The 25,853-nt window shown below is 64.0% G+C and carries 26 protein-coding genes; 11 read left to right on the forward strand and 15 right to left on the reverse strand.

The window, feature by feature from the left end; all coding sequences use genetic code 11:
- Positions 1-15 precede the first annotated feature (15 nt).
- On the reverse strand, positions 16-480 hold the full coding sequence (locus tag O7A70_RS07705; RefSeq protein WP_337139840.1) for a MarR family winged helix-turn-helix transcriptional regulator: 465 nt from the start codon (positions 478-480) through the stop codon (positions 16-18).
- 212 nt (positions 481-692) lie between these two features.
- Here O7A70_RS07705 and O7A70_RS07710 point away from each other — a divergent pair, with 212 nt between their 5' ends.
- Complete coding sequence (locus O7A70_RS07710) at positions 693-1,487, forward strand: SDR family NAD(P)-dependent oxidoreductase (protein ID WP_337139841.1); 795 nt, start codon at positions 693-695, stop codon at positions 1,485-1,487.
- Between the two features lie 87 nt (positions 1,488-1,574).
- On the opposite strand, the gene O7A70_RS07715 is transcribed toward O7A70_RS07710, so the two are convergent.
- A complete protein-coding gene (locus O7A70_RS07715) occupies positions 1,575-2,174 on the reverse strand; it encodes a LysE family translocator (RefSeq protein ID WP_337139842.1) in 600 nt (199 codons plus the stop codon).
- A gap of 57 nt (positions 2,175-2,231) precedes the next feature.
- Between O7A70_RS07715 and O7A70_RS07720 the strand changes: the two genes are divergently transcribed.
- Positions 2,232-3,140, forward strand: a complete 909-nt coding sequence (locus O7A70_RS07720; protein ID WP_337139843.1) for a LysR family transcriptional regulator — start codon at positions 2,232-2,234, stop codon at positions 3,138-3,140.
- Between the two features lie 297 nt (positions 3,141-3,437).
- Here the strand turns inward: O7A70_RS07720 and O7A70_RS07725 are convergent, their stop codons facing one another.
- From O7A70_RS07725 to O7A70_RS07745, 5 genes are all read right to left on the reverse strand, one after another.
- Positions 3,438-4,088 (reverse strand): dihydrofolate reductase family protein, encoded by a 651-nt coding sequence (locus tag O7A70_RS07725; protein WP_337139844.1) that lies wholly within the window; start codon positions 4,086-4,088, stop codon positions 3,438-3,440.
- Between the two features lie 109 nt (positions 4,089-4,197).
- Complete coding sequence (locus O7A70_RS07730; protein WP_337139845.1) at positions 4,198-5,034, reverse strand: protein-L-isoaspartate O-methyltransferase family protein; 837 nt, start codon at positions 5,032-5,034, stop codon at positions 4,198-4,200.
- 54 nt (positions 5,035-5,088) lie between these two features.
- A complete protein-coding gene (locus O7A70_RS07735; protein ID WP_337139846.1) occupies positions 5,089-6,453 on the reverse strand; it encodes an Nramp family divalent metal transporter in 1,365 nt (454 codons plus the stop codon).
- Between the two features lie 263 nt (positions 6,454-6,716).
- A complete protein-coding gene (locus O7A70_RS07740) occupies positions 6,717-8,246 on the reverse strand; it encodes an FAD-dependent monooxygenase (protein ID WP_337139847.1) in 1,530 nt (509 codons plus the stop codon).
- Positions 8,243-8,398, reverse strand: a complete 156-nt coding sequence (locus O7A70_RS07745; RefSeq protein WP_337139848.1) for a hypothetical protein — start codon at positions 8,396-8,398, stop codon at positions 8,243-8,245. Before O7A70_RS07745 ends, O7A70_RS07740 begins: the two co-directional genes overlap by 4 nt.
- Before the next feature lie 84 nt (positions 8,399-8,482).
- Here O7A70_RS07745 and mntR point away from each other — a divergent pair, with 84 nt between their 5' ends.
- The 3 genes from mntR to O7A70_RS07760 all read left to right on the forward strand — a co-directional run bounded on the left by mntR (position 8,483) and on the right by O7A70_RS07760 (position 10,189).
- Positions 8,483-8,932: a manganese-binding transcriptional regulator MntR gene (gene mntR, locus O7A70_RS07750; protein WP_027145749.1), complete on the forward strand. Its 450-nt coding sequence runs from the start codon at positions 8,483-8,485 to the stop codon at positions 8,930-8,932.
- A 208-nt stretch (positions 8,933-9,140) separates the two neighbouring features.
- On the forward strand, positions 9,141-9,329 hold the full coding sequence (locus O7A70_RS07755; RefSeq protein WP_337139849.1) for a hypothetical protein: 189 nt from the start codon (positions 9,141-9,143) through the stop codon (positions 9,327-9,329).
- Between the two features lie 26 nt (positions 9,330-9,355).
- Complete coding sequence (locus O7A70_RS07760; protein WP_337139850.1) at positions 9,356-10,189, forward strand: alpha/beta fold hydrolase; 834 nt, start codon at positions 9,356-9,358, stop codon at positions 10,187-10,189.
- A 53-nt stretch (positions 10,190-10,242) separates the two neighbouring features.
- On the opposite strand, the gene O7A70_RS07765 is transcribed toward O7A70_RS07760, so the two are convergent.
- A complete protein-coding gene (locus tag O7A70_RS07765; RefSeq protein ID WP_337139851.1) occupies positions 10,243-12,312 on the reverse strand; it encodes a hypothetical protein in 2,070 nt (689 codons plus the stop codon).
- A gap of 198 nt (positions 12,313-12,510) precedes the next feature.
- Here O7A70_RS07765 and ypfJ point away from each other — a divergent pair, with 198 nt between their 5' ends.
- Positions 12,511-13,434 (forward strand): KPN_02809 family neutral zinc metallopeptidase, encoded by a 924-nt coding sequence (gene ypfJ / locus O7A70_RS07770; RefSeq protein ID WP_140505115.1) that lies wholly within the window; start codon positions 12,511-12,513, stop codon positions 13,432-13,434.
- A 155-nt stretch (positions 13,435-13,589) separates the two neighbouring features.
- Positions 13,590-14,855 carry a TCR/Tet family MFS transporter gene (locus O7A70_RS07775; RefSeq protein WP_337139852.1) on the forward strand — a complete coding sequence of 422 codons (1,266 nt, stop codon included), beginning with the start codon at positions 13,590-13,592 and terminating at the stop codon, positions 14,853-14,855.
- A gap of 165 nt (positions 14,856-15,020) precedes the next feature.
- On the opposite strand, the gene carA is transcribed toward O7A70_RS07775, so the two are convergent.
- The gene (carA, locus tag O7A70_RS07780) at positions 15,021-16,226 is read right to left on the reverse strand and encodes a glutamine-hydrolyzing carbamoyl-phosphate synthase small subunit (RefSeq protein WP_337139853.1); all 1,206 of its coding nucleotides are present in this window, start codon (positions 16,224-16,226) and stop codon (positions 15,021-15,023) included.
- A gap of 275 nt (positions 16,227-16,501) precedes the next feature.
- Here carA and O7A70_RS07785 point away from each other — a divergent pair, with 275 nt between their 5' ends.
- Complete coding sequence (locus O7A70_RS07785; protein WP_337139854.1) at positions 16,502-16,951, forward strand: GatB/YqeY domain-containing protein; 450 nt, start codon at positions 16,502-16,504, stop codon at positions 16,949-16,951.
- Between the two features lie 62 nt (positions 16,952-17,013).
- Here O7A70_RS07785 and O7A70_RS07790 read toward each other — a convergent pair whose 3' ends face one another.
- Positions 17,014-17,940, reverse strand: coding sequence for a LysR family transcriptional regulator (locus tag O7A70_RS07790; RefSeq protein ID WP_337139855.1), 927 nt, complete (start codon positions 17,938-17,940; stop codon positions 17,014-17,016).
- Between the two features lie 99 nt (positions 17,941-18,039).
- Here O7A70_RS07790 and O7A70_RS07795 point away from each other — a divergent pair, with 99 nt between their 5' ends.
- On the forward strand, positions 18,040-18,831 hold the full coding sequence (locus tag O7A70_RS07795) for an alpha/beta fold hydrolase (protein WP_337139856.1): 792 nt from the start codon (positions 18,040-18,042) through the stop codon (positions 18,829-18,831).
- Between the two features lie 27 nt (positions 18,832-18,858).
- On the opposite strand, the gene O7A70_RS07800 is transcribed toward O7A70_RS07795, so the two are convergent.
- Positions 18,859-19,842 (reverse strand): hypothetical protein, encoded by a 984-nt coding sequence (locus O7A70_RS07800; RefSeq protein ID WP_337140208.1) that lies wholly within the window; start codon positions 19,840-19,842, stop codon positions 18,859-18,861.
- A gap of 285 nt (positions 19,843-20,127) precedes the next feature.
- Here O7A70_RS07800 and O7A70_RS07805 point away from each other — a divergent pair, with 285 nt between their 5' ends.
- On the forward strand, positions 20,128-20,685 hold the full coding sequence (locus O7A70_RS07805; protein ID WP_337139857.1) for a GNAT family N-acetyltransferase: 558 nt from the start codon (positions 20,128-20,130) through the stop codon (positions 20,683-20,685).
- A 57-nt stretch (positions 20,686-20,742) separates the two neighbouring features.
- Here the strand turns inward: O7A70_RS07805 and O7A70_RS07810 are convergent, their stop codons facing one another.
- The 4 genes from O7A70_RS07810 to O7A70_RS07825 all read right to left on the reverse strand — a co-directional run bounded on the left by O7A70_RS07810 (position 20,743) and on the right by O7A70_RS07825 (position 25,068).
- On the reverse strand, positions 20,743-21,780 hold the full coding sequence (locus O7A70_RS07810; protein WP_337139858.1) for a DmpA family aminopeptidase: 1,038 nt from the start codon (positions 21,778-21,780) through the stop codon (positions 20,743-20,745).
- A 1-nt stretch (position 21,781) separates the two neighbouring features.
- Positions 21,782-22,966 (reverse strand): MFS transporter, encoded by a 1,185-nt coding sequence (locus tag O7A70_RS07815; RefSeq protein ID WP_337139859.1) that lies wholly within the window; start codon positions 22,964-22,966, stop codon positions 21,782-21,784.
- 94 nt (positions 22,967-23,060) lie between these two features.
- Positions 23,061-23,270: a DUF2061 domain-containing protein gene (locus tag O7A70_RS07820; protein WP_337139860.1), complete on the reverse strand. Its 210-nt coding sequence runs from the start codon at positions 23,268-23,270 to the stop codon at positions 23,061-23,063.
- A gap of 133 nt (positions 23,271-23,403) precedes the next feature.
- Positions 23,404-25,068 carry a Na/Pi cotransporter family protein gene (locus O7A70_RS07825; RefSeq protein WP_337139861.1) on the reverse strand — a complete coding sequence of 555 codons (1,665 nt, stop codon included), beginning with the start codon at positions 25,066-25,068 and terminating at the stop codon, positions 23,404-23,406.
- 380 nt (positions 25,069-25,448) lie between these two features.
- Here O7A70_RS07825 and O7A70_RS07830 point away from each other — a divergent pair, with 380 nt between their 5' ends.
- On the forward strand, positions 25,449-25,829 hold the full coding sequence (locus O7A70_RS07830) for an RcnB family protein (protein WP_337139862.1): 381 nt from the start codon (positions 25,449-25,451) through the stop codon (positions 25,827-25,829).
- The last annotated feature ends 24 nt before the right edge of the window (positions 25,830-25,853 follow it).

Genomic DNA, 25,853 nt, shown 5'->3' on the forward strand with positions numbered 1-25,853 from the left:
GATGCCGGCCGCTCTTCAGTCAGAAGAAGCGGCCGGCGGCATGTCGAAATCCAGCGCGCTGATGTCGTCCAGCACCGCGCGGAGGTTTGCCGCCTGATCCTTGCCCACCACCGCTTCGAAACGTTGCTGGGCGACATGCCACAGTTTCATCACCTCATCGAGCTTGACGAGGCCTTGCGGCGTCAGCCGCACCCGCTTGACGCGGCGGTCGGCGGGGTCGGCGAAGGTCTCGACATAGCCGTCCCGGATCAGGGGCTTCAGCGTGTGGCCGAGCGCCGACAGGTCCATGATCAGGGAAGCCGCTATGGCGCCCATCGCCGGCTCGTTGCCGATGTGGATCTGGTAGAGCAGGCCCTGCTGCGTGGCCTTGAGACCCGAGGGCGCCAGCACATCGTCATAGTACTGGCCAATCTTGCGCGTCGCGCGACGCAGCATGGCATTGTTGCAGAGCGTCAGTCCGGACGGTGCCTCTTTCGACATGATGGTTTCCTTGGCAGCGACGACATTCTGTCCGGCTGCTGCCTGATAAATAATCCCGGATGCGCTCATTGACAAGATAGTGGCATATGCCTACTTCGTAAAAGTGGCATATGCCACTAAATCAATCAGACGACTTGCCGGGGGCCGAGAGGCTGATGCCTACGATGCCTCGGCCAGGTCGAAGCAACATTCGAGATAGAAGGAACAGGACAATGAGCGAACAGGCAAACAAGGGCACGGCGGTCGTCACCGGCGCTTCATCGGGTATCGGCGCGGTCTATGCGGACCGGCTGGCGGGGCAGGGCTATGATCTGGTTCTGGTGGCGCGCCGTGCCGACCGGCTGCAGGAGCTCGCCGAAAAGCTGCGTTACGCCTACGATCGCAAGGTCAGCGTGATCAGCGCCGACCTCTCGGACGACGACGATGTGCGCCGTGTCGAGCAGGCGATATCAGCAGACGAAACCGTGACGCTGCTGGTCAACAATGCCGGCCTTGGCGGCCAGGCGGTGGTGGCAACCGCGGACGCCGACGCGGCCGAGCGCATGATCAAGGTCAATGTCGTGGCGCTGACCCGGCTGACGCGTGCCGCGCTGCCGGGGCTCTTGGCGCGCAACCGTGGCGGGATCGTCAACATCGCCTCGGTGCTGGCCTTCGATACCTCGTTCGGCGGCATCTACAGCGGCACCAAGGCCTATGTCGTCAACTTCACCGAAGCTCTGCAGCGTGAAGTCGCTGATACCGAGGTAAGGGTTCAGGTGGTGCTGCCGGGCGCGACCCGGACCGATTTCTGGGAGCTTTCCGGCGGCGATATCGATACCCTTCCGAAGGAGATCGTCATGACCGCCGACGATATGGTCGATGCCGCCCTTGTCGGCCTGGCGCTGGGCGAAGCCGTCACCGTGCCGGCGCTTGCCGATACGGGAAAGCTGGACACGTTCCTCGGCGCCCGGCAGGCATTCTACGGCAGCCTGCACGCCGACAAGCCGGCGGCTCGCTACGCCGCTTGAGACCGGACGGGAAGGCTGGCGCGACTTGACAAGACCTGGGTTCCTCACCCACTCATGCGGGGAGAGGAACCCAAGTTCCAATACGCCTTACGCCGACCGCCACATCGGGATGATCGAGGCGGCGAGCACCAGCGCCAGCACGATGTTGAGCACGCGCCATTGCCATTCGGTCTTGAGCAGCCGTGCCAGCACCATGCCGGCCACGCACCAGACGGACAGCGAGATGGCGGCGGTGAGGCCGAAGGTCGAGCCGAGCAGCAGCGCCAGTTGGCCTGGCCCGTCGGCAAGCGCGGCGAAGGAGGCAGCCGCGCCCAGCCCCATCGCCCAGCCCTTCGGGTTCATCCACTGGATGCCGGCGCCGCCCAGGAAACTGTTGGGCCTGGCCATGGCCACGTCGAGATTGGGCGGCCCGGCGCGGCCGATCTTGATTGCCAGCCAGACGAGGTAGAGCGAGCCGGCAATCTTCATGGCAAGTTGCAGCGATGGCATGGCAAGCAGCAGACCGGCAAGCCCGGCGGCGGCCGCCCCCGTCACGGTCGCGAGGCCGGCAGCGCTGCCGATCATCAACGGGACCGAGCGGCGAAAGCCGAACTGCGCGCCTGAAGCGGTCGACAGGGTGGTGGCGATACCTGGTGTGGCAGTGGCCACGAAGGCAAACAGGATCAGCGGCAGGATAGGCTGGAGCATGGGACATCCCCTTGTCGGAAGCTCCATGGTAGGCGCCGGCTCGCATCAGTAAATGCAATGTTTGCGATGATCAGCATTAGCATCTATAATGCTGGAATGATCCGCAATCTCGATACCAGCCTCGTGCGCACCTTCGTCACCGTCGCCGACAAAGCGAGCATGACGGCCGCGGCCAACGCGCTGCACCTGACCCAAGGGGCCGTCAGCCAGCAGGTCAAGCGCCTGGAAGACACGCTCGGCTGCAGCCTTTTCGAACGCGACCGGCGCGGTCTGCGCCTGACCCATTCCGGTGAGCGGCTGTTCGAAAAGGCCAAGCGCCTGCTCAGCCTCAATGACGAGATCTGGACCGACATGGTGGGGAGCGCTGTGGCGGGCCAGGTGCGGCTCGGCGTGCCCTACGATCTTGTCGGCACCTTGCTGGCGCCGGTGCTGAAGACCTATGCGGAGGCCTATCCGCAGGTCGAGATATCGCTGGTCTGCGCCTCCTCGCCGGAACTGGCGGCAGCACTTGCTGCGGGGACCATCGACCTCGCGGTGATCGAGGAGCGGGTCGGTCCGACGTCAGGCGAATGCCTGGCCATCGACCGGCTGGTCTGGGTCGGGGCAAGGGGCGGGGCGGCCCGCGCCAAGCGGCCATTGCCGGTCTCGATCGTCGCCGACACCTGCGCCTTCCGGCCGGTGGTGCTGTCGGCACTCAACGAGCACGGGCTGGAATGGCGCAGCGTGTTCGAGAACGGCAACATCGACGCGACCACGGCGACGGTGCGCTCGGACCTCGCCGTCACCACATGGCTGGCTTCCACCGTGCCTCCGGATCTCGACATATTGCCGTTCGACGCCGGCCTGCCGCCGCTGCCGAATTTTGCCATCAACCTGCATCTGCCGAGGCATGGCGTCGGGCCGGCGGCGCAGGAGTTCGCACGGCATATCCGTGAGGGGCTGGGGCGGCGATTGCAGGCGGCTTGAGGAGTCGCGTCTAGCTGGATCACCCCTCAACCGTCTCGGCGCTACGCGCCGATCCACCGCCCGGGACGAGTCACGGGCCTCGCCCGCCCTTCGGGCCCCACAAGGGGAGAAGGAAGAGCCATCGATGTCATGGCTAATTGCCAATGGAGAGTGGCTGAGCCGAATGCGCCAGGCTCCTCCTTCTCCCCTTGTGGGGCCCGAAGGGCGGGCGAGGCCCGTGACTCGTCCAGGGCGGTGGATCGGCGCGTAGCGCCGAGACGGATGAGGGGTGTTCCAGCTTGATGCCAGGGGTTGAATTTACTTCCAGTTCTTGCGCCGCTCGAGTTCGGCGTCGGAGGGCTTGCCCGTGACAAAGGAGCCGACCTCGATTTCGCCCGCGCGCTCGTAGGTCGCCATGATGACGCCGGTGGTGGAAGCCTGCGATTTGACAAGCTTGAAGGCGGCCGGCATCGCGGCATCGCCGAACAGCCGCTTGCCCTTGCCCAGCAACAGCGGGAAGGTCATCAGCCGGATCTCGTCGATCAGCCCGTTGGCGAGCAAGGTCTGAATGAGATTGCCAGATCCCTGGATGAGCAGGTCAGGTCCATCTTCCTGCCTGAGCCGGCGCAAAGCCGCGATGATGTCGGGGCCAAGCGCGTGCGTGTTCTGCCAGGTCAGAGTGTCCGGCCGATGCGTCGCCACATATTTGGTCGCGGGGTTGAAGGCATCCGCGATCGCATCTTTCTGGTACGGCCAATACGCGGCGAAGATGTCGTAGGTTCTGCGGCCGAGCAGCAGGGCGAAGGGTTTGGAAAATAGGTCATCCATTGCCGCGCCCGCCACCTCGTCAAAGTAGTGGAACGTCCAGCCGCCGAATTTGAAGCCGCCGACCGGATCTTCTTCCGGTCCACCGGGTGCCTGCATGACGCCATCGAGGCTGACGAAGGTTGCGGCGATGATCTTTCTCATTGTGCTCTCCCTTGCTTTCGTCCACGCCGTCGCGGCCGGACTTCAGTCCAAGGACGGACCAGCCGCGCCCATCCCGACAGCGGCCGCGAATCTGGTTCGCCATAGATACTCAATCACCGGCGCTCGGGGCTTCCGACGAGAACCAGACATGCTCGAAGATCGCGGTGGCGCTGCTGTCTGGCTGCCTGTCCTCGATCAGCCAGATCGAGCGGCTGCGCGCGGCCTCTTCGCGTGTCGGGATCTTCGCGGCGGAGTCGGCGGTCGACGCGCCGACACAAGGGATGAACCACGAGCGCATGAACGGGTGGCAGGCGAACCCTTTTTCGCCGCGGGTCACCATCACCGCGAACGGAACGCGCTCGGCCGGACGCCACGGGAAGATCATGCGGCCGCCCGGGCGCAACGCCTTCAGCCATCCGGCGGGAGGGGCGACGACACCGGCATTGACATAGATGATGTCGGATGGCGGCAGGGGCGAGGTCACCGCATCGCCATGGACAACAGTCGCATTGCCGTAGGCTTCGAGATTTCCGCGCGCCAGTTCGGCCATCTGATCGTCGAACTCGAAAGCAGCGACGGTGCCGCCGGGCGAAACCAGCGTGGCAAGCAAAGCCGTGTAGTAACCGCTGCCGGCGCCGATATGCGTGACGGCCTCGCCTGGCTTTGGCGCGAGCTTTCCGATCCATATGGCATGCAGGAAGGGCTCGCCATTGTTGATGCCCTTGTCGGGATCGAGCGCCACGAGCACGTTCTGGTAGATGTGGGCCGGATCGGCGCTTGGTGTCGTGAGCGTGGCGTTGCCGACAATGATCGTCCATGGCCCTGGGCCGAGGAAGGCTTCGCGCGGCACGCTGGCGAACACCTCTTCCAGACGCGGGTCCGATGAGGCGGCGTTGGCCGCCATCAGCCGCGCGTAAAATCTCCTGATGTCTTCGATGTTGCTCATGGCATCGGCAAAGATAGAGCGATCTGGCGGTTTGTCCCGGGATTAAACTGGCCTTCAACCAACCCCGGACATGGTGTCGTAGAGCAGCTTGAAATTGAGCACCAGGATGATGGCCGCGACCACCCAGGCCAATGCCGCCACGCCGCGCGGGATGGCGAGGTTGCCCATCTTCTTCTTGTCGGAGACGAATTGCACCAGCGGGATGACCGCGAAGGGCAGCTGCATGGACAGGATCACCTGACTGAACACCAGCAGCTGGCCGGTGCCCTTCTCGCCATAGAGCGCGGTGACGACCACCACCGGAACGATGGCCAGGCCGCGCGTCAAAAGACGCCGTGCCCAGCTGGGGATGCGCAGGCGCAGAAAACCTTCCATGATGATCTGGCCGGCGAGCGTCGCCGTCACCGTCGAGTTGAGGCCCGAGGCCAGCAGTGCCACGGCAAACAGGATCGAGGCGATGCCCAAGCCAAGCAGCGGCGACAGGAGCTGGAAGGCCTGGTCGATCTCGGCGACATGATGGTGGCCGGTGTCGTGGAAGGCGACCGCCGCGACGATCAGGATGGCGGCGTTGACGAACAGCGCCAGCATCAGGGCGATGGTGGAGTCCATCGTCGCCCATTTGATGGCATCGCGCTTGCCCGCGTCGGTGCGTTCATAGGCGCGGGTCTGCACGATCGAGGAATGCAGATAGAGATTATGCGGCATCACCGTTGCGCCGATGATGCCGATGGCGATGTAGAGCATCGCCGGGTTGGTGACGATCTCGGAGGACGGCACGAACATCGAATGCAGGATCGTGCCGGCCGGCGGGGCGGCAACGAAGATCTGGATGGCAAAGCAGCTGAAGATGATGATCAGAAGCGCGACGACGAAGGCCTCCAGATAGCGGAAACCCTTGTTCATCAAGAGCAGCACCAGGAAAGCGTCGAGCGCTGTGAGAATGGCGCCGCCGATCAGCGGGATGCCGAACAAAAGCTGCAGCGCGATCGCGGTGCCGATCACCTCGGCGAGGTCGCAGGCGATGATGGCGAGCTCGCAGGCGATCCACAGCACGAAGTTGACCGGGCGCGGGTAGTAAGCGCGGCAGGCCTGGGCGAGGTCGCGGCCGGTGGCGATGCCAAGCCGCGCGGCCAGCGCCTGCAGCAGGATCGCCATCAGGTTGGACAGCATGATGATGAACAAAAGCGTGTAGCCGAACTGGGCGCCGCCGGCGAGGTCGGTCGCCCAGTTGCCCGGGTCCATATAGCCGACCGAGACCATGTAGCCCGGGCCCATGAAGGCGAAAAGCCGGCGGAACCAGACGCCTGACGTCGGCACCGCGATGGTGGAATTGACCTCGCGCAGGCTGGGCTGATCGTCTTCCTCCCGTCTGGCGAACCGCCATGCGGACCGGGGGGCTGTGACGTCTGCTTCCAACATGAAAAGGCTTTCCGCGGCTTCCGGAGGATACCCATAAGCTATGCCATGGCTCAACATTATGCAATAGGCTATATTTCATTGTCGGGGCTTTTTGTCCCGGCATTTTACCGGAGGTGGCGGATAACCAATCGGATTCGGTATCCGAGCCGCAGGATCGCCTAGGGCCGGATGATTTCAGGTCGGTTGACCTGAATCTGAATCCGCCTCTAAATCAAAGAGATAGAGGCGGATGTCGTCCGAAAGCCGCTTCACGGCATCATGCCCTAGCGCGCGCTTCCGACAGAAAGTCCTCTACCACTGCAATACCGCTCGAGCCTATCGACCGAAGCCTTGGGATCGGCGAGCGCCACATAGGTGTCGGGCCGCAGGAGATAGAGCGCATCACGGGCCAGGCCCGCCTCTTCATAGGCAGGCCGCCAGTCGAAGACGTTCAGCGGAACCCGATGGCGCTCGCACCATGACCTGACGTCCTCGTTGGCGACGCCGTAGATGTGGATCTGCCATTGCGTGGCGGCGAGCGAGGCAAAATTGTCCAATCCATCGACCGGGGCCCAAGGCAACCGCTCGCCGCCGCGCACTTCGCCCGCGGATCCCTCGCTGAGAGGGCTTTGGCGATAGTTGAGGGTGATCTGCGAAACAGTCCGGAAGATGAATTCGCGAACCCGGTCGATGCCGAGGATCCTGGGCACGACAATCGGCGCGATCCGGGTGCGCACGAGGTCGGCGATGCGCCCGTCGGCAGTGACGAAGGTGAAGATGCGATCGGTGGTGGCAACGAGGCGTCTGGCGAAAGCGATGCGCTCGATCTCATAGCTGTCGAGCAGGGCATCGGGCGCCTGTGCCGCGAGCACGGAAGACAGTTTCCATGCAAGGTTGATCGCGTCCCCGATCCCGGTGTTCATCCCCTGTCCGCCGACCGGACTGTGGATATGCGCCGCGTCGCCCAGCAGGAATGCGCGACCCCTGCGGAATTGACCGGCTACGCGGTGGTGAACATGGTAGGTCGAAAACCAGTTCACCTTTTCGATCTTGATCTTGAGGCTTTCGATCGTCTGGCTGCTGACGTCGTCGAATGTCAGCGTGCCGGCCTGATCCGCGCGCTCGTCCCGGACCGTGCCGATCAGCCGAGCGCGGCGCGTGTCCGCCAGAGGAAAGATCGCCAGGAAGTCGGCTTCGTCCAGATCGACATGCAATTCGCCATTGATCGCTTCACCGGATGCCTCGATATCGGCGACGTAAAAAAGCTCACGGTAGGTGCCACCGGAAAAACCGGCCGACATCGTCTCGCGCACCACGGAATGCGCGCCGTCACAACCCGCCAGATAGCTGAACTCGGCGGTCTCCTCGCCACGTTCGCCCCGCAGGCGGGCGACAATGTGGTCGCCGTGGTCGGTGAAATCATGCAATTCGGTCCGCCGCTCGACGGTGACCCCCAATTGTCCGAGCCGGTCGACCAGAAGGCGTTCGTGCTCGTCCTGCGGAAAGATTTGCAAAAACGAATAGGGCGATAGATCCTCACCGATCGCCGCGAACGGCACGCGCGCCTCCGCTTTGCCCCGCACCCACAGGTTGGCGGCGCGCACCTTGTGGCCGCGCGCGATCACGGCATCGGCCAGATCGAGTTGACGGTAGAGCTCGAGCGTGTGCGCGGCAACGGCCAAGGCGCGCGACGTCGTGCCCGGCCCGGCGGTCTTGTCTATGATGCGGACGCCGACACCCAGCTTGGTGAGCCAAAGCGCCAGCACCAGGCCTGTTGGGCCGGCCCCTACGATCAGAACGTCACTGCGGGTCATGTTTTTTCTCCCTGGCGGTGATTGCAGTCGCGCGGCTTCAGATCAGCAACTCCAAATATGGCCACGGGAGTCGCGGACAATGCCACCTTCTCATCCATGGCATGGAGGAGGAACGTCGTCCCAAAGCGCGTCGCCCGCTTGCCGATCGACAAACATGCCTCCAAATAAACGGCCTGAAGAATCAGAGCCCGTGCTATAAAAGCAGCGACGGCTAAACTTCCGAGGAGGAGCGCGCATTGGCGCTGAAGAACAGACCGGTTCCGCGTGAGCCGTTGCTCGATGCCGATATCCATTCGGAAGGGTTCCGGCAGACGCGCGAAGCGCGCCGCAGCGCGCTGGTCGAGGATTATGTCGAGTTGATCGCCGACCTGATCGAGGATGGCAACGAGGCGCGCCAGGTCGACATCGCCGCTCGCCTCGGCGTCGCCCAGCCGACGGTGGCCAAGATGCTGACGCGGCTCTGCGCCGACGGGCTGGTGTCGCGGAAACCCTATCGCGGCGTGTTCCTGACCGAAGCCGGCCGCAAGGTCGCGGAGGAAAGCCGCATTCGCCACCAGACGGTGGAAGCCTTCCTGCGCTCCCTCGGCGTCAGCGCCGAGACGGCGCGCATCGACGCCGAGGGCATCGAGCACCATGTCAGCGCCGAGACGCTGGAAGCGTTCCGCAAGGCGATGACGGCCCGCTGAAACGCGCTTCATTGCCGAGCTTTCGAACACGTTGCAGCATGTCGCCGCGAATAGAATTCGCCCGACCTGCCGTAAGCTTCTAATTTTGTGCGTGTGGTTATCCCGGAATCGAGGAGACTTCCGGGCGACATGCTTTAGCCGCTGGAACCGTCGGCGCTTATGCGCGTTGGCTCTCATCGCGCGCTTGTTGCGCGCCAGGGAGGAAGCCATGGGCATCGAGCAGGCACCGACCGCAAAAGGCAAGCAGGCAGCCACAGGACTGAAACAGGCGGCCGCCAGGGACGAGCGCAAGACCGAAGCCGAAACGGGACATCCGCTGAAGAAAGGCGCCGATCGTTTCGAGGAACGCTCGAAAAGCTCGGACGGCAAGAGCGCCGGTGCCAAGCAGAAAGAGTAGGCGGCGGTAATTCCGGATCGATGCAGATGACGATCGAGTGGCGCCCGCCCGAACGCTTTGTCTTTCAAGGACATTCCATCGCCTGGGGCGTGATGGGGGAAGGACCGCCCGCCGTCGTTCTCCATGGCACGCCCTTCTCCTCGGTCGAGTGGCGCCGCATCGCGCCATGGCTCTCCAAGCAGCGACGCGTCCACTATTTCGACATGCTTGGCTATGGCTGGTCGGACAAGCCGGACGGCGACGTGTCGCGCGGTATCCAGAACGAATTGTTCGCGGCGCTCTATGCCCACTGGAAGCTGGAACGGCCCGACGTGGTCGCGCATGATTTCGGCGGATCGACCGCTCTGCGCGGTCATCTGCTCAACGGGTTGGATTTCCGCTCGCTGGTGCTGATCGATCCGGTGGCGATCAGCCCGCAAGGCTCGCCGCTCGTCCAGGCGGCCAAACAGAACGAGAAGGTTTTTGCCGAGCTGCCCGCCTATGTTCACGAAGCGATCTTGCGCGCCTATATCAACGGCGCGACTTACAATCCGTTACGCAAGGACGAGATGCAGGCCTATCTGCGTCCATGGCTTGGCGACGAGGGCCAGAAGGCATTCTGGAGGCAAGTCGCACAGATGGATGACAAATACACCGAGGAGGTGGAGTGGCGATATGGCGAAATCCGGTGTCCGGTCACCATCCTGTGGGGCGACAATGACGATTGGATCCCGGTAAAGGACGGCCGGGAGCTGGCGCGGCGCATTCCCGGCGCGACGTTTCAGACAGTCCCTGATGCCAAGCATCTCGTCCAGGAAGATGCACCGGAAGCGATCGCCGCTACGGTCCTTCAGTTCTGGCGGAGCATGGAAGCCGGCTAGGACTGTTCGGAAGGAAGGTTTACTCCGGGGCTGTTGTCCAGTCCCCGGACGGCTCACTCACTGACATCCTGTTTCCAGCTGCGCGGATGGCCGTCGACGCGGAACTGGAAGATGAAATAGGGCGGGATGCAGGTGCCTTCGCCAGGCTTGGCCTCGGGTAGATCCTCATAGCCGGCGGTGCAGATATAGTCCTCGCGGCAGGGATGCGCCTTGTCACAGGCGCGCAGGCCGGCGGTCTTGGTGAATTCCCTGGTGCAGAATTTATGGTCCTTGCCGGACGCGATGCAGTCGTTGAAGCCGGTCTTGGCGAGACGACCGCAACTTGCCTCGTCGGGGAGCTTGTCGCAGCTCGCCTTGCGCAGCATGCCGCCGGGAAAGCCGCCGGTCTTCTGGTCGGGATTGTCGTAGCGCTGGCGTGCCGCGCCATAGCCGGCGAGCTTCACCACCGGCTTCTTGTCGCGCGCAGGGTCGATGCCACAATCCTTGGCGGTGGCGGGCGACAGGCGGCAATATCGGTCGCTGCCCCAGCTCGACATCCTGATCTCGCCGAATTCCACGGGGTCGCCGACCGCAACGCCTTTTTCGCTGACGCAGGTGCCGAAGCCCGGATGGATGGCGCTTTCATGCACGCCGGCGCAGCGCAGGCCGGCACCGCAGGTCCAGTCCTTGAAGCTTTCATCCTCGCCGCGATAGCAGATAGAGCCCCAGCCATTGTAGAGATCGGTGCCTTTCAGCGCCTCGGCATATCTGGGGTCCGGACGGGCGGCGAAACCCCTGGTGAAATCGGGGTGGCCGCCGGCGGCGAATTCCTCGACGATGGCGTGGCGGCGCGGCAGGTCGGCGAAGAAGACGGCAGAGCCGGGCACGAAGACGGCGTTGCGGCGCGGCTCGCTGGCCGGATCGGCGCCGGTGTAGTGGAAGCCGGCGATGCCATGCGTCTGGTGGCAGCCGGTGCAGGACATCTCATTGAGGCGCAGGTTGAAGCCGGCGACCGATTTGATGGTGGCGAGCGTGTTGCCCCTGGCGACATAGTCCTTCAGCGCCTTGTCGATGTCGGCGTCGTCGACCAATCCATGGACGATGTTGTTCTGGGAGCGGCTCAGGCCGCCGGGCGCTACCGACACAGCACTCCTGGCCAGGAATCTTTCGTCGACCACCAGCCGGCCATGGTCGAGGTCATAGATGTTGCGGTCGGTGAGCAGCCATTTGGCGAAGGCTGGCCTGTCGGCCAGCACGGTTGACCGGTCGATCTCGTTTTCCATCCTGGCTTCATAGAAGCTCGACTTCTCTGGATCCCATTTGAAGATCTTCAGGAGATATTCGGCATGGCCGCCGAAATCGCGCCGCGTCGAAGCCGACAGCCTGAGCACCTGCATGTTGAGCTCGATCCGCATGATCTGCGAGGAAGTCAGCATGGCGCCCGACAGCGGGCCTTCGTCGGAGCGCAGCCAGGCGGCGAGCTGTTCCGGCGGCAGGTCCTTTCGACCGGCGGCCAGCCAGCGCCGGGCGACGTCGGCGCAGGACGCGTCGGTAGCGCTCGGCAGGTTCTTCGAAGCGCGGGCCTGCGCCTTCCCGGGCTTGGCGTTGAAGACCAGGCTCATGGTCAACGGCAGGCGGGAGGAGATGCGCTGGCCGGCCTTGCCCTTCACCGATTTTTCCTGAACCGAATAGTGGAAGCGGTAGATCAGCCGGATCTCGCCGCACTCGGTGTGGCCGAGATAACCTCGGTCCATGCGGTTGACGACGCCGGTCAGGTCGAGCGTCGAGCCGTCGTCGTCGATGTACTTGGGATTGAATTTCTGGCTGGTATCGTTCGATTTCGCCATGGCCGCGACATAGGGGTCGGGGCTGGTCTTCGGCTCATCTGCGATCTCGCGCTTGACGGTGTCGCGCACCGTCGTCAGCGCCGGCACCGAAAACAGGCCGCGATTGTCGACGTCACGGGTGAGGCCGAGGGCGGGGCCGAGCAGGCGGCTGATCGACAGGCCGCCTCGCTCCAGCGCCTGCAAGGTGGCGGGATCGGTGACGGCCACGCTGGAATCGAGCGTGACGGCGCCGGCATTTTCGAGCCCGAGCCACAGCAACGCCACCAGCAGCGACAGGAAACCCCCGATCGTCCTCAAGCCTTGAAACCCTCCCCACGCCAGCGATGCTACAGGCCTTGTGCGCTCCCGGCCAGTGCGGTGAAACGGCGATGCCAGGGCTGCCATGCCCATGAAAAATGCTGTGACTTGGAGCAGCCGTTGCGATAATTGTTTGGTGGATCAGGCTGGCCGAGAGATCGGCAGGTCAATCGGAAATTTGCATCGCGGGGAATTGCCATGCTCTGGAGAGGCCGTCGTCAGAGTGATAATATCGAGGACGACCGCAGCGATGGTGGCGGCGGCGGGATCGGTGGTGGTGGCGGCCAGTTCCGCATCCCGATCGGTGGCCGCGCCGGTGGCGGCGGCAGCATATTCCTCGTCATCCTGGTGGTGCTGGCCGGTTGGTATTTCGGCTTCGATCCCTCGGCAATCCTGGGCGGCGGCGACGGCGGCCTGCTGCCGGGTGGTGGCGGCCAGATATCAGACAATAGCGGCAGCCAGGACAGCGGCGGCACACCCGCCAATGACGAGATGAAGCAGTTCGTGGCGACCGTGCTCGCCGAGACGGAAGACACCTGGACCGGCATCTTCAAGTCGCAAGGCCTGACCTATGAGGACCCCAAGCTGGTGCTGTTTTCCGGCCAGGTTCGCTCGGCCTGCGGTTTTGCTTCCGCCGCGGCCGGACCGTTCTATTGTCCGGGCGACCACAAGGTCTATCTCGACATGACCTTCTTCCAGCAGCTCGACCAGCAGTTCGGGGCTTCAGGCGAGTTCGCCCGTGCCTACGTCATCGCGCATGAGGTCGGTCACCACGTGCAGAACCTCACCGGCATCATGGGTAAGTTCAACCAGATGCGCCAAGGCATGAGCGAAGCCGATGCCAACCAGCTGTCGGTGCGCATCGAGCTGCAGGCCGACTGCTTCGCCGGCGTGTGGGCCCATTACACCGGGCAGAAGGGCATATTGGAGCAGGGCGACTTCGAAAGCGCGCTGAACGCGGCCAAGCAGATCGGCGACGATACGCTGCAGAAGAAGATGCAGGGCTATGTCGTGCCGGAAAGCTTCAACCACGGCACCTCGCAGCAGCGGCAGACCTGGCTGACGCGCGGCTACAAGAGCGGCAAGCTGTCGGACTGCAACACGATGAGTGGTTCGCTCTAAGCAGTCGTTTTCGAATAAGGACCTGGCGGCAAGGCGCCGTCAGGGAGTGTCAGGATCAAAGCTTCCTGCCTGTTCCCGCATTGTTCCTTTCCGCCGGCTCGCCTATAAGGTGCGTCCGCCCGTGCCCCAGGGCGGCCAGAGGAGCTTGACCCACCATGATAGACCCCAAGACCGCCAGGCGGGGCCTCGCGCTCGTTTTCACCACGCTGCTGCTCGACATTATCGGCTTCGGCATGATCATGCCGGTGCTGCCTGCTTTTCTCAGGGAATTGACCGGCGTCGGCATCAGCGAAGCAGCGATCGAGGGCGGCTGGCTGTTCTTCGTCTATGCGGCCATGCAGTTCTTTTTCGCGCCCATCATGGGCGGCCTGAGCGACCGGTTCGGGCGGCGGCCGATCCTGCTCGCCTCGGTGCTGACCTTCTCCATCGACAATTTGATCTGCGCGATCGCCTGGTCCTATCCGATGCTGTTCATCGGGCGTGTGCTGGCCGGCATTTCGGGCGCCAGCTATTCGACGACGTCGGCCTTCATCGCCGACATTTCGAACGACGAGAACCGGGCGAAGAATTTCGGCCTGCTCGGCATTGCGTTCGGCGTCGGGTTCGTCATCGGGCCGGTGCTGGGCGGCCTGCTCGGCACGTTCGGCCCGCGCGTGCCGTTCTTTTGCGCCGCCGGGCTGGCCTTCGTGAACTTCCTGATCGCGATGTTCTTCCTGCCCGAAACGCTCGATGAAAAGCATCGCCGCCGCTTCGAATGGAAACGCGCCAATCCGGTCGGCACGCTCCTGCAGATGCGCCAGTATCAGGGTATCGGCTGGATCGGTCTGGTCTTCTTCCTGATGACGCTCGGCCATATGATGTATCCGGCGGTGTGGTCGTTCGTCTCCAACTACCGCTATGGCTGGAGCGAGCAGCAGATCGGCTTCTCGCTCGGCGCTTTCGGCCTGTGCGGCGCGATCGTCATGGGCACGGTGCTGCCGCGCGTCATTCCGAGGCTCGGCGAGTGGAGAACGGCGGTCATCGGCCTGACGTTCACGGCGGCCAGCGCCTTCGGCTATGCCTTCGCCTCGCAAGGCTGGATGGTCTACGCGGTGATCGTCGTCGGCTGCCTGGAAGCGCTGGCCGATCCGCCGCTCAGAAGCCTCGCCGCCGCCAAGGTGCCGCCTTCGGCACAGGGCGAACTGCAAGGCGCGATGACCTCGATCTTCTCGATCACCTCGATCATCACGCCACTGCTCTATACCGCGATCTTTTCCTGGTTCACCGGGCCAAGCGCACCCGTCACCTTCGGCGGCGCGCCCTACCTGGTCGGCGCGTGCTTCCTGATGCTGGCGGTCATCGTCTTCGTCACCAAGGTGGCAAGACCGTCGCCACTCAGCAGCACCTCGACCGATGTGGCCGAGGATGGAGCACAGGCATGACAGTTGCATTCACGCTGACCACGGATGGCGTGTCGTCGGCGCCGGCGATCTTGCGATCGTTTCCATCGGCTTGCGGCCATGGTCAAGGCACTGGAGATCAGCCTCGACCGCCAGCAATGGTCCGCCATCCTGGGGACGGGCGAGGGGCAGCGCTGACGGATCGAGTCAAGCCCTTTCCACCAGCAATTCCTCGCCGCGCTTCTGGCGGATCAGGTTGACGAAGCGGCGGAACAGATAGTGCGAATCCTGCGGGCCGGGCGAGGCCTCGGGGTGATGCTGGACCGAGAACACCGGACGGCCGGTCAGCGCGATGCCGCAGTTCGAGCCGTCGAACAGCGAGACATGCGTTTCCTCGACGCCCGCGGGCAGCGAATCGGCATCGACGGCAAAGCCATGGTTCATCGAGACGATCTCGACCTTGCTTGTCGTATGATCCTTCACCGGATGGTTGGCGCCGTGATGGCCCTGGTGCATCTTGGCGGTCTTGCCGCCCAGCGCCAGCGCCAGCATCTGGTGGCCAAGGCAGATGCCGAACACCGGAATGTCGGTCTTGAGCAGGTCCTGGATGACCGGCACGGCATAGTCGCCGGTTGCTTCCGGATCGCCGGGGCCGTTGGAGAGAAAGATGCCGTCCGGCTGCATTGCGAGGATTTCTTCCGCGTCGGTCTTGGCGGGAACGACGGTGACCTTGGCGCCGAGGCCGGCAAGCAGCCGCAAGATGTTGCGCTTGACGCCGTAGTCTATGGCGACGACATGCAGCGAAGGCTCGGCCTGTTCGCCAAAGCCCTCGTTCCACACCCAGGGCGTCTCGCGCCAGACTGAGGACTGGCCCGACGTGACCTCCTTGGCGAGATCGAGCCCGATCAGGCCCGACCATGCGGCGGCGCGCCGCTTCAGATCGTCGAGGTCGAAGACGCCGTCCGGCGCATGCGCGATGACGGCGTTGGGCATGCCCTTTTCGCGGATCAGCGCGGTGAGCGCGCGGGTGTCGATGCCCGAGAGCGCGACGATGCCGCGCTTCTTCAGCCACTGGTCGAGGTGGCCGGCGGTGCGATAATTGGACGGGTTGGTGACATCGGCCTTGAACACGGCGCCGACAGCGCCGGCGCGGGCGGCCGGATTGAGATCTTCGATGTCCTCGCCATTAGTGCCGATGTTGCCGATATGCGGGAAGGTGAAGGTGACGATCTGGCCGGCATAGGACGGGTCGGTGAGGATTTCCTGGTAGCCGGTGAGTGCGGTGTTGAAGCAGACTTCGGCGACGGCGGAGCCGGTGGCGCCGAGGCCGCGACCCTCGATGACGGTACCGTCCGCCAACACCAGAAGGGCGGTCGGCTTTTCAGTGGCCCAGGCGGGCGTCATCTCGGCCATGGCGGCACTCCTATCAGGCCGCGCGCTTCCATAGCCCGGCGGGCCTTCGCGCGGCAAACGGCGCGAAGCGGCGAATTCGCGGCCTCCACGCACCCAAGCTTCAGTTCATGCAAGGCCCAGTACATAGGGGAAGGGGGCAGGGCGGTCAATGATCATGCGAAATGCCACCGCGATTTATTTCATTGAGGAATATCATAGGCTTGCCCTGGCATATCAGGGTTTGCGTTGACTTGCTCCCGGCGCTATTGTCCGCGCCGACCGAAGGAGAGAGAGCAATGCGCGCGAAAATCGCCGAATCCCTGAAGACCGCGATGAAGGCGCAGGACAAGCACCGGCTGCCGACATTGCGGCTGATCCAGGCCGCCATCCACGACCGCGACATCGCCAATCGCGGTGCCGGCAAGGAACCCGCCAGCGACGAGGAAATCCTGCAGATCCTGGCCAAGATGGTGAAGCAGCGCGAGGAATCGGCCAAGGCATTCGAGGACGGCAAGCGGCCGGAACTGGCGGCGCAGGAACGCGGCGAGATGGAGATCATCCGCGGCTTCCTGCCGACGCAGCTCGACGATGCGGAAGTCACGGCGGCGGCGCGCGAGGCGATTGCCGCGACCGGTGCGGCCAGCCAGAAGGACATGGGCAAGGTGATCGCCGCGCTGAAGCAGAAATATGCCGGCCAGATGGATTTCGGCAAGGCGAGCGGCATCGTCAAGGGGTTGTTACAGTAGGGCTTTTTACCGTCGCATCAGCGACTTCCACACGGCCCACTCGACGCCAAGCCGCGACTTGGCTATTGGGCCGATTTCCGAGGCTCCAACGCGTGGCGCAATGCCGGCGCTTCCTGCTGGATATGGTCCCACAGGCGGTTGGCGATCGGCCCGTGCGGCCGGTCGCGGCGGCGCGCCACCACCAATTCGTCGGTGCGGCCCGGCAGATGACTCCCGGCAATGGACAGTAGCTGTCCGCCGCGCAGCTCTTCCGCGATCAGGAAGTGGGGCAGGTGGCCCCAGCCGAGCCCTTGCAGGATGATCTCCTTCTTCATGGCCTGATCGGGGACCATGCATTGCGGCGCCCCCTCGACCACGAAATAGTCCTGTCGTGGCGAATGCAGGGCGGTGTCGCGCATCACGCATTGGGTGAACGCCTGCATCTTCTCCAGTGTGATCGGTCGTTCGATGCGCTCGGGCAGGAAGCCCGGCGCCACCACGGGAATGAAGGGCACCTTGCTGAGGTCGATCCATTCCACCCGCGCATCACCCTTGTCGATCCAGTGCAGGATGAGATCGGCCTTGTCGTCGAAAAGGCGCTCCCACGGGCCACCGACGGCTTCGAAATGGAGATGCAGCCGGGTGGCGGGACACCGGGCGAAGAACCGTCCGAGCATGCCCAGCACCTCCGGGCGCGGGCAGAGGTCGCCGATCACGACGTGGATTTCGCTTTCCTCGCCCATCGACAGCTGGGCGGCATGGACGCGCAGGCCCTCCAGTTCGCGCAGCATCGATTGCGCGCGACGGTGGAACGACAGCCCCGCTTCGGTCGCACGCACACGGTAGCCGCTGCGATCCAGCAGGACGAGGTCGAGCTGGCGTTCGAGCCTGGCGACGGCGGCGAACACCGCCGGATGCGAGCGGTGGAGCATGGCCGCGGCCGGCTGAAAGCCGCCGGTGCGGATCACGGCGTCGAAGCACTGGAGGTCGTGCAAGGTGAATTCGGCCATGTCAGCTTTGATTACAGAGATTGTCCTATCTTTGTAATATCACCAAAACACGGCCACAGCTACGCTTTGCCTCATTCAACGTTCCAAGAGGATTTCATCATGAGTGAGCTGAATTTCGTGACTGTCGGCGACGGCACGCGCATCGCCTACCGCTTCGACGGCGATGCCGGGAAGCCTGTGCTGGTGCTGTCCAACTCGATCGCAACCACGCTGCATATGTGGGATGGGCAGATCGACGAAATGTCCAGGCATTTCCGCGTTCTGCGCTATGACTTTCGCGGCCATGGCGGGTCGAGCACGCCAGTCGGCGCCTATTCACTCGACCGGCTTGGCCGCGACGTGATCGAACTCATCGATGCGCTCGGCCTTGGGCGCGTGCATTTCCTCGGCCTGTCTCTGGGCGGTTTCGTCGGGCAGTGGCTCGGCATCAACGCGCCCGAGCGGATCGACCGGCTGATCCTGAGCAACACCTCGTCCCATCTCGGGCCGGCAAGTTATTTCGACGAGCGGATTGCCGTCGTGCGACAGGCGCCGGACATGTCGGAAACCGCCGACGTGTTCCTCAACAACTGGTTCCCCGCCGACATGGTGGCGGCCAACGAACCCGTCATCGAGGAATTCCGCGCTATGCTGCTTGCGATCGACCGGCAGGGCCTGGCCGGTCTGTTCGCGGCGGTTCGCGATGCCGACCTTCGCCGCACGGTGGTGCTGATCTCCCGGCCGACACTGGTGATCGCCGGCGAGCACGACACGGTGACGGCGGCGAGCCATAGCGAGCTGATCGCGGCCGCGGTGCCCGGCGCGAAGCTTGTCGTGCTGCCTGCGGTCCACCTGTCGAACGTGGAATACCCCACCGAGTTCGTGCAGGCCGTGCTCGATTTCCTGCGCTGAGCCGAAGCAGGGCGCCGTGGGTACGTCTCACGGCTCCTTGCAGATCGGCAGCGGCTGCGCAGGTGGTGCGGGATGATCCTTCCTGTACTGGGCGATGACAGGCTCGAGCATTTTTCGCGGCCAGAATTTCGGCTTGCCGATTTCCTTCAGGCACGATGCGTTCCAGTAGGTGCCTGAAGCGGAATGGCCGCTGGCAACGGCGGCGATATCGCGCGATTCCGGATAGATGTAGAGCGTCGTCGGATTGTCCTTCACCATCGAGATGAGTTGCGCGGCATCGGCCGGCGACCAGCTGGTGCAGCCGTTGCTGCGTCCGCCGGCATAGTCCACCAGTTTGCCGAACGGCACGAAGCCGTCATGGTCGGCATAGGAACTGTTCGGGGTCTTGCGCATGCACATGCCGCGCAGCACCTGTGCCGCGTGGCCGCCGATCACGCGCTGCCTTGCGTTGGCGGCTTCGCCTTCACCGTCGAACTGGATGAAGGTGCGCTGGAAAGCCACGTCCTGTTTCGCACCAGTGCGATAAAAGCCCTTGAACGAGGTCTTTGCTTCGCGGGTCATGTAGGCACCGCCGGCGGTCAGTTCCGAATCCATGGCATTGCCGAAGTTCTTCGCGCAGCGCCTGCCGTTCGAAAAATCGACGGTGCCTTTCAGGTTCCGGCCGCCGCCGTGACCCGACGAAATTGCCCGAAACGACTGGCTGGCTTCGCATACGACATAGTAGCGGCGGCCGAGCACGCCATTGCCCAGGTCGCCGGGGCGGGTGGCATCCATGGCGAAGTAGCAGGGGTTGCTGACGGCGCCCTGCGCCACCTTCTTCAGGTAAAGCGCGCGCGCCCGCTCCAGCACCACTTGTGAGATCTGGCCATCGCCGTTGCCGACATGGGCCTCCAGCCAGGCCGGAACGGCCGATGGCGCGGCAAAGGACCGGGCCGATGCCATCAAGGCAATGATGGCGACAAGAAGGCTGAGGGTGACGACGACACCCAGCGGGACAGATCTCAACCGCACCGTACCCATTCTCCTGTCCCTTTGTGATTCCCCGCAGAATCACCAGAGGACGATCATAAGGCGCGGCGCGTCATCAGGCGAAACACATCTTGTTTAGCGCGTCGGCAAGTATGCGCGAAGAGACCAGGCCGACGCGCAACCATCCATAAGCTGCCATGCTGGGCCAAGGCTTGGGGCGGAGGCCTGCAAACGTCCCCAATTTTCGATCCACCCATATTGCTCTTCCAGCCGGCTTGAGCGCCCTGCTGTCCAAGGCTATGCCTGCCTCGTCAGGAGGTATCGATCATGATCGAGATCGTCAAACCCGGGCTTGAGCATTTGCCGTCCTACAAGGCGGCGCTCGAGCGCGGCTGGTCGCCGGACAATGTGCGGCTCCTGGAGGCGACGCGCGAGCAGCTTGCGGCCATAGAAGAAAATCCCATGGCGTTCCTCGCCGACCTCGATGATCCCGAGGCCAAAGGGCCCCCCATCGCCTTGCCCGACGGCACGCAGGTGCCACGCCTGCCGGGCTTCCGCCGCTGGATCTGGGACGGCGAGGCATCGGGCTCGATCGGCTTTCGCTGGCAGAAGGGCACGGCGGAACTGCCGCCGCATGTGCTTGGCCATATCGGCTACGCGGTGGTGCCGTGGAAGCGGCGACGCGGCTACGCCACCGAAGCGTTGCGGCTGATGCTGGACGAGGCGAGGGCCGTCGATCTTCCCTATGTCGAGATCACCGCCAAGCCGGGCAATCCGGCCTCGCACAAGGTGATCCTGGCTAATGGCGGCAAACTCGTCGAGCGCTTCTTCGAGGACGCCGCCTATGGCGGGGTGGAGAGCCTTCGGTTCCGGATCGATTTGTAAGAGACCGTTTGGAAAATCTCTGATGGCCAGAGCGAATTTCGAAACGGTCTCTAAGACCTATCGCCTTTCGGCCTGGTCGCGCAGCCAGTCGGCGAGCGATGCGCGGTGCGCGCCGGCCCTGCCGGTGAACGCCTCGGCGGACAGCATGGAGTTCAGCACGGCCTCCTGCGTCGCTTCCGCCGCCGCCCGGAAGAGGATGTCGATGCGTGCTTCGTTGAGCGCGACCAGCGGCACCAGATCGCGGGTTTCATCGTGGTCGACCGGGTTGCCGGTGCTGAAGGCAATGGCTATGTCGCCGCTGCCATTGCCCCAGAAGGAGCCAAGCCTGGCGATGCCAGCCCCAGTGCGGCGCGCCACGCGCTCGAGCTGGCGGTGTTCGAGCGGCACGTCCGTCGCCAGAACGATCATGATCGAGCCGCGTTCGGCCTCGGCGTGCCGCCTGGGGTCGGGCTGGCCTCCATCGGGCAGGACGAGGTCGCCCGGCCTGCCGAAATTCGACAGGACGAGAATGCCAAGATGATGTTCGTCGCCAAGCGCGATCTTCCTGGAGGCCGAGCCTATGCCACCCTTGAAGCCGAAGCAGCTCATTCCCGTTCCGGCGCCGACATTGCCCTGCTCGACCGCGCCCTCACGGGCATCCGCCAACGCGGCAAGGGCATGCTCCTGCGATATCGCCAGGGCCTGGATGTCGTTCAGCGGACCGTCATTGCACTCACCGACCACCGGATTGACCGTTCCGGTGGTGCGGCCGATATCGGGGTTCTGGCGGATGGCGTCACGGATCAGCGCCGTGGCGCAGGTGCCGACCGAGAGCGTGTTGGTCAAGAGAACGGGCGTCTCGATGGTGCCGAGTTCCTGCACCTGCATCAGCCCGACGGTCTTGCCGAAGCCGTTGATGACATGGCTTGCCGCCGTGACCTTCTTGCGGAACAGGTTTCCGCCATGTGGCAGGATCGCGGTCACGCCGGTGTTGATGTCGCCGTCGCGCAGCGTGCAGTGACCGACGCGCACGCCAGGCACATCGGTGATCGCGTTGCGCGTGCCGGCCGGCAAGGTGCCGCAGGTTAGGCCGAAATCGGCGACAGTCCTTGCCATGTTATTCGGCGGCGGCCGGTACCGGCGGGCTGATGTCGCTGCGCCGTTCCCAAAGATGGGAGAGGACAGCCACAATGACGGCGACCAGCATGGCAAACGCGCCAACAACCGGCAGGCTGCGATAGCCGTAGCCGGCATTGAGCATGGCGGCGCCGAGCGACGCGGCCAGCGCGATGCCGATATTGAAGCCAGACGGGATGAGCGAGGCGGCGAGGCCGGAAGCGTCGGCCGTCCAGGACAGGATGCGGGTCTGGATCGGGGTGCCGATGGCGAAGTTGAGACCGCCCCAGACGATGATCGCGACAACCATCGGCACGGGGTACGGGCTGACGGCATAGATGACGGCCAGCGTCACCGCCTGCAGGGCGAGCATGGTGATCAGCGACGGCATCAGTTTCCAGTCCGACAGTTTGCCGCCGAGGAAGACGCCAAGCGTGGCGCCGACGCCGTTGAGCAGCAGCACCCAGGGCACCAGGTTTTCGTCGAGCCCTGTCACCTCCAGCAGCGTCGGGGTGATGTAGGTGAACAGGCAGAACTGGCCGAGCATCAGCATCAGCATAAGGATCAGCGAGGTCCAGACCTGCTGGCGCGCCAGCACGCGGACCTCGCTGGCTAGGCTCGCCACCTTGGCCTGATATCCGGTCGTGCGCGGCAACAGGCCCGCCATGGCCAGAGTTGCCGCCACGCCCAGTGCGCCCATCACCCAGAAGGTCGCGCGCCAGCCCCAGATGTTGCCGATGGCGGTGCCGGCCGGCACGCCGATGACGTTGGAGACGGTGAGGCCCGACAGGATGACGGCGACCGCCATGCCACGCTGATCCTCGCGCACCAGGCCGACGGCAACCACCATGGCGACGCCGAAATAGGCGCCATGCGCGACCGCCACGGCAATGCGCAGCAACAGCATCGAGGTGAAGTCGGGCGCCAGCGCGCAGGCCGCCTGGCCGAGGGTGAAGGCGACGGCGAGGCCGAGCAGCAAGGTCTTGCGCGGCAAGGACTTGGTGGCGAGCGCCAGCAGCGGGCCGCCGATGGCGATGCCGCAGGCATAGCCGGAGACGAGATAGCCGGCGGAGGGAACCGAAACGCCAAGCCCTTGCGCCACCTGCGGCAGCACGCCGGCGATGACGAATTCGGTGGTGCCGAAAGCGAAGGCGGCGATGAACAGGGCGATGAGCGGCAGCGACATGAGCAGAAACCCCCGAAATACAGGGCTCAAACCATGGATAGCCCGGGCAGGCAATCCAGAAATTGTCACGGTCGCTTTAGCTTTTCTTGACCCGTCAGGTCACGGACTTACGTCCGTAAGGAACCTTCAGCCATGCCCGCTCGTGAAAATAATAAAGCAGCGACTTGGTGAAGACCTCCGTTACACCGATGGCGGCCGCAATCTTGATGCTTCCGGTCACCACCAGCGAGATGATCATCGTATCGATGGTGCCGGTCACGCGCCAGGAAAGCGCCTTGGCGAAACTGCGCGAATGGGTTTCCATCGATTTCCTCCCGGTAGAAACGGATTCTTAGCCGACGGATGGGTGAGTAAGCAAAGACTAATTTGGCCGTCCACGGCTGGAATGCCTACCCCTTGTTGCCAAGGTGGATGCCGCCGCGGCGAATCGTTGTCGCCTAGCTGGCCTTCAGCCGTGACCCCGTGAGCAGGCCGCGCTCTTCCAGCACGGGATAGGCCATTGAGGCCAGCAGCGAGTTGATCTGCTTCAGGTCGCGGATGGTATCGAGGTGGATCGAACTGGTTTCGACGCTTTTGGCGGTGCCTTCGCGCAGCCGCAGGAAATGGCTGGCACTGGTTTCCTTTTCGCGGTCGCGCAGCTGGTCCTTCTCCAGCACCAGCTGGCGCGCGGTTTCGGCATCGCGCGAGACCAGCACGTTGAAGGCAAGCCGGGCATTGGCCAGCACCGAGGCGTGGAAGGCGCACAATTCGCTCCAGCCTTCGTCGGTGAATTCCAGCCCGCGTTCGAATTTCTTCTTCACATGGACCAGCATGTTGCGCACGACGATGTCGCCGACCTGCTCGAGCTTGACGCAGGCGCCGATCAGCTCCTGGCAGCGCAGCGCCTCGTCTTCGGTCATCGGGTTCCTCGTGACCTTGGCGAGGTAGAGCTTTATGGCCGCGTGCCTGCGGTCGACACGGTCGTCGAGCGCGGCCAATGCCTTGATCTTGTCCGAGTCGGCGTCCTCATAGAGTTCGATGATACGCTTGAGCATGATCTCGACCGTCTCGCAGACCCGCACCACCTCGCGTGTGGCGTTGGCCAGAGCCTGGCTCGGCACATCGAGCGCGCTTTCGTTGAGCGCCGACAGTTCGACGACGTCGAGCGTGGCGGCCGGCGCCGGCTTGGCGCCGAGTGCCACGATCCTTTCGGAGGCTCGGTAGACCAAACCGGCCAGGGGCAGGCCGGCGAGCAGGATGATCACGTTGAACAGGATATGGGCGTTGACGATCTGATCGGCCGCCGTCGGACCGAGGAAGGCGACATGCGGCCGAAAGATCATGAACAGGATCAGCATGACCAGCGAGCCCAGCCCGCGCATCAGGAGGTTGCCGACCGGCACGACGCGGACTTCGGGGCTGGCCGAGCGTGTCAGCATCGGCGCGATGAGCGATGAACCGAGATTGACCCCAAGGATGAGGACGAGGCCGAGTTCGGGGCTGATCAGACCGCGGCCGGCCAGCGTCGCCATCAACAGCACCGCCGCGATGCTCGACTGGAACAGCCAGGTGATCATTGCCGCCAGCAGGTAGGCGGTGATGGAATCGCTGGAGAAGTAATTGAGGATGACCGGCAGCAGCTGGCTGTTGCGCAGCGGCTCGGACGCCTGGCCGATCATTTCGAGGGACAGGATCAAGAGGCCGATGCCGACCAGGATGCGGCCGATCTGGCGCCAGTCGCGCCGCTCGGTGGCCATGAACATCACCGTGCCTGATGTCAGGCAGAGCGGCACCAGCAGCGTGAGATCGAAGGTCAGCAGCTTGACCACCAGAGCCGAACCGATCTCGGCGCCACGCACGGCCAACTGGCCGGCGGCGCCCGAGACGATGCCGGAACCGGCGAAGGAGCCGACCAGCAAGGTGACGGCGGTCGAGCTTTGCAGCGCGATCGCAAGCCCGGTGCCGGCCAGCACCGCCATGATCGGATTGCGCATGGTGGCGCGCAGACGATGACGCAGCACGTCGCCATAGGCGCGTTCGACGCCGGTCTTGACCATGCGGGTGGCAAACAGCATCAGCGCGACCGCGCCGGCCAGATGCAGAAGGACGACCGAGCCGCTCATCGCCGCGCCTGCGCGCGGGCATGGCGCGCGCTTCGGGCAGCATGGCGACAGGGGGCGAGGACGAGGGCACGAATCATGGTCATGTCAGCCTTGGAATATAGCCGGAATATTTTAGCCGGATAATAAAAATTTGTCGATTTCAAGGGGCCGCCGCGAGGCGACAGCCGGTGTCGGAAAATGGACGGGCCCGCAAATGGTTGCATGGGCCTAAGCAGTGGATTCGGCCGGATCCGCGCCGCTTTTGGCGCCCGTCTTTGCGATGATGTTCAAATCTTTGGATTAACCGGCGGAATTCATTACACAATTGTAATGCTGGCGTTCAGTTTCGGTTCATCCCCTGGCCGCTATTCCCCTGGCATCGACAACCAAGGAGACTTCTGATGAAACGCATTGTCCTTTCCGCTCTCGCCTTCTCGATGCTGGCCGCCACCTCGCTCACCGGCCAGGCAGCGCCGATGAACGCGCCAGTGGCGCCGCAGTCGAACTACGCCAAGGTCGACTGGCAGAAGCCCGCCAACCGGGATGTCAAGAAGCGCGTCATCCAGAAGCGGTTCGTCCAGAAGAAGGTGATCGTGAAGCGGAACCACTGGCGCAACGGCCAGAAATATTCCGGCTGGAGGCAGCACCAGCCGATCCGCGACTATGGCCGCTATGGCCTGCATCGTCCCGGCCGCGGCCAGGAATGGATCCGCGTCGGCAATGACTATGTGCTCGTCGGCATCCTCTCCGGCGTCATCTTCGGTACGCTTGCCGCGCAGTAATCATCTGACACTCGACAAAAAGGA

Origin of the sequence: Mesorhizobium sp. Cs1299R1N1 (assembly GCF_037179655.1) — a bacterium.
GTDB lineage: Bacteria > Pseudomonadota > Alphaproteobacteria > Rhizobiales > Rhizobiaceae > Mesorhizobium > Mesorhizobium salmacidum.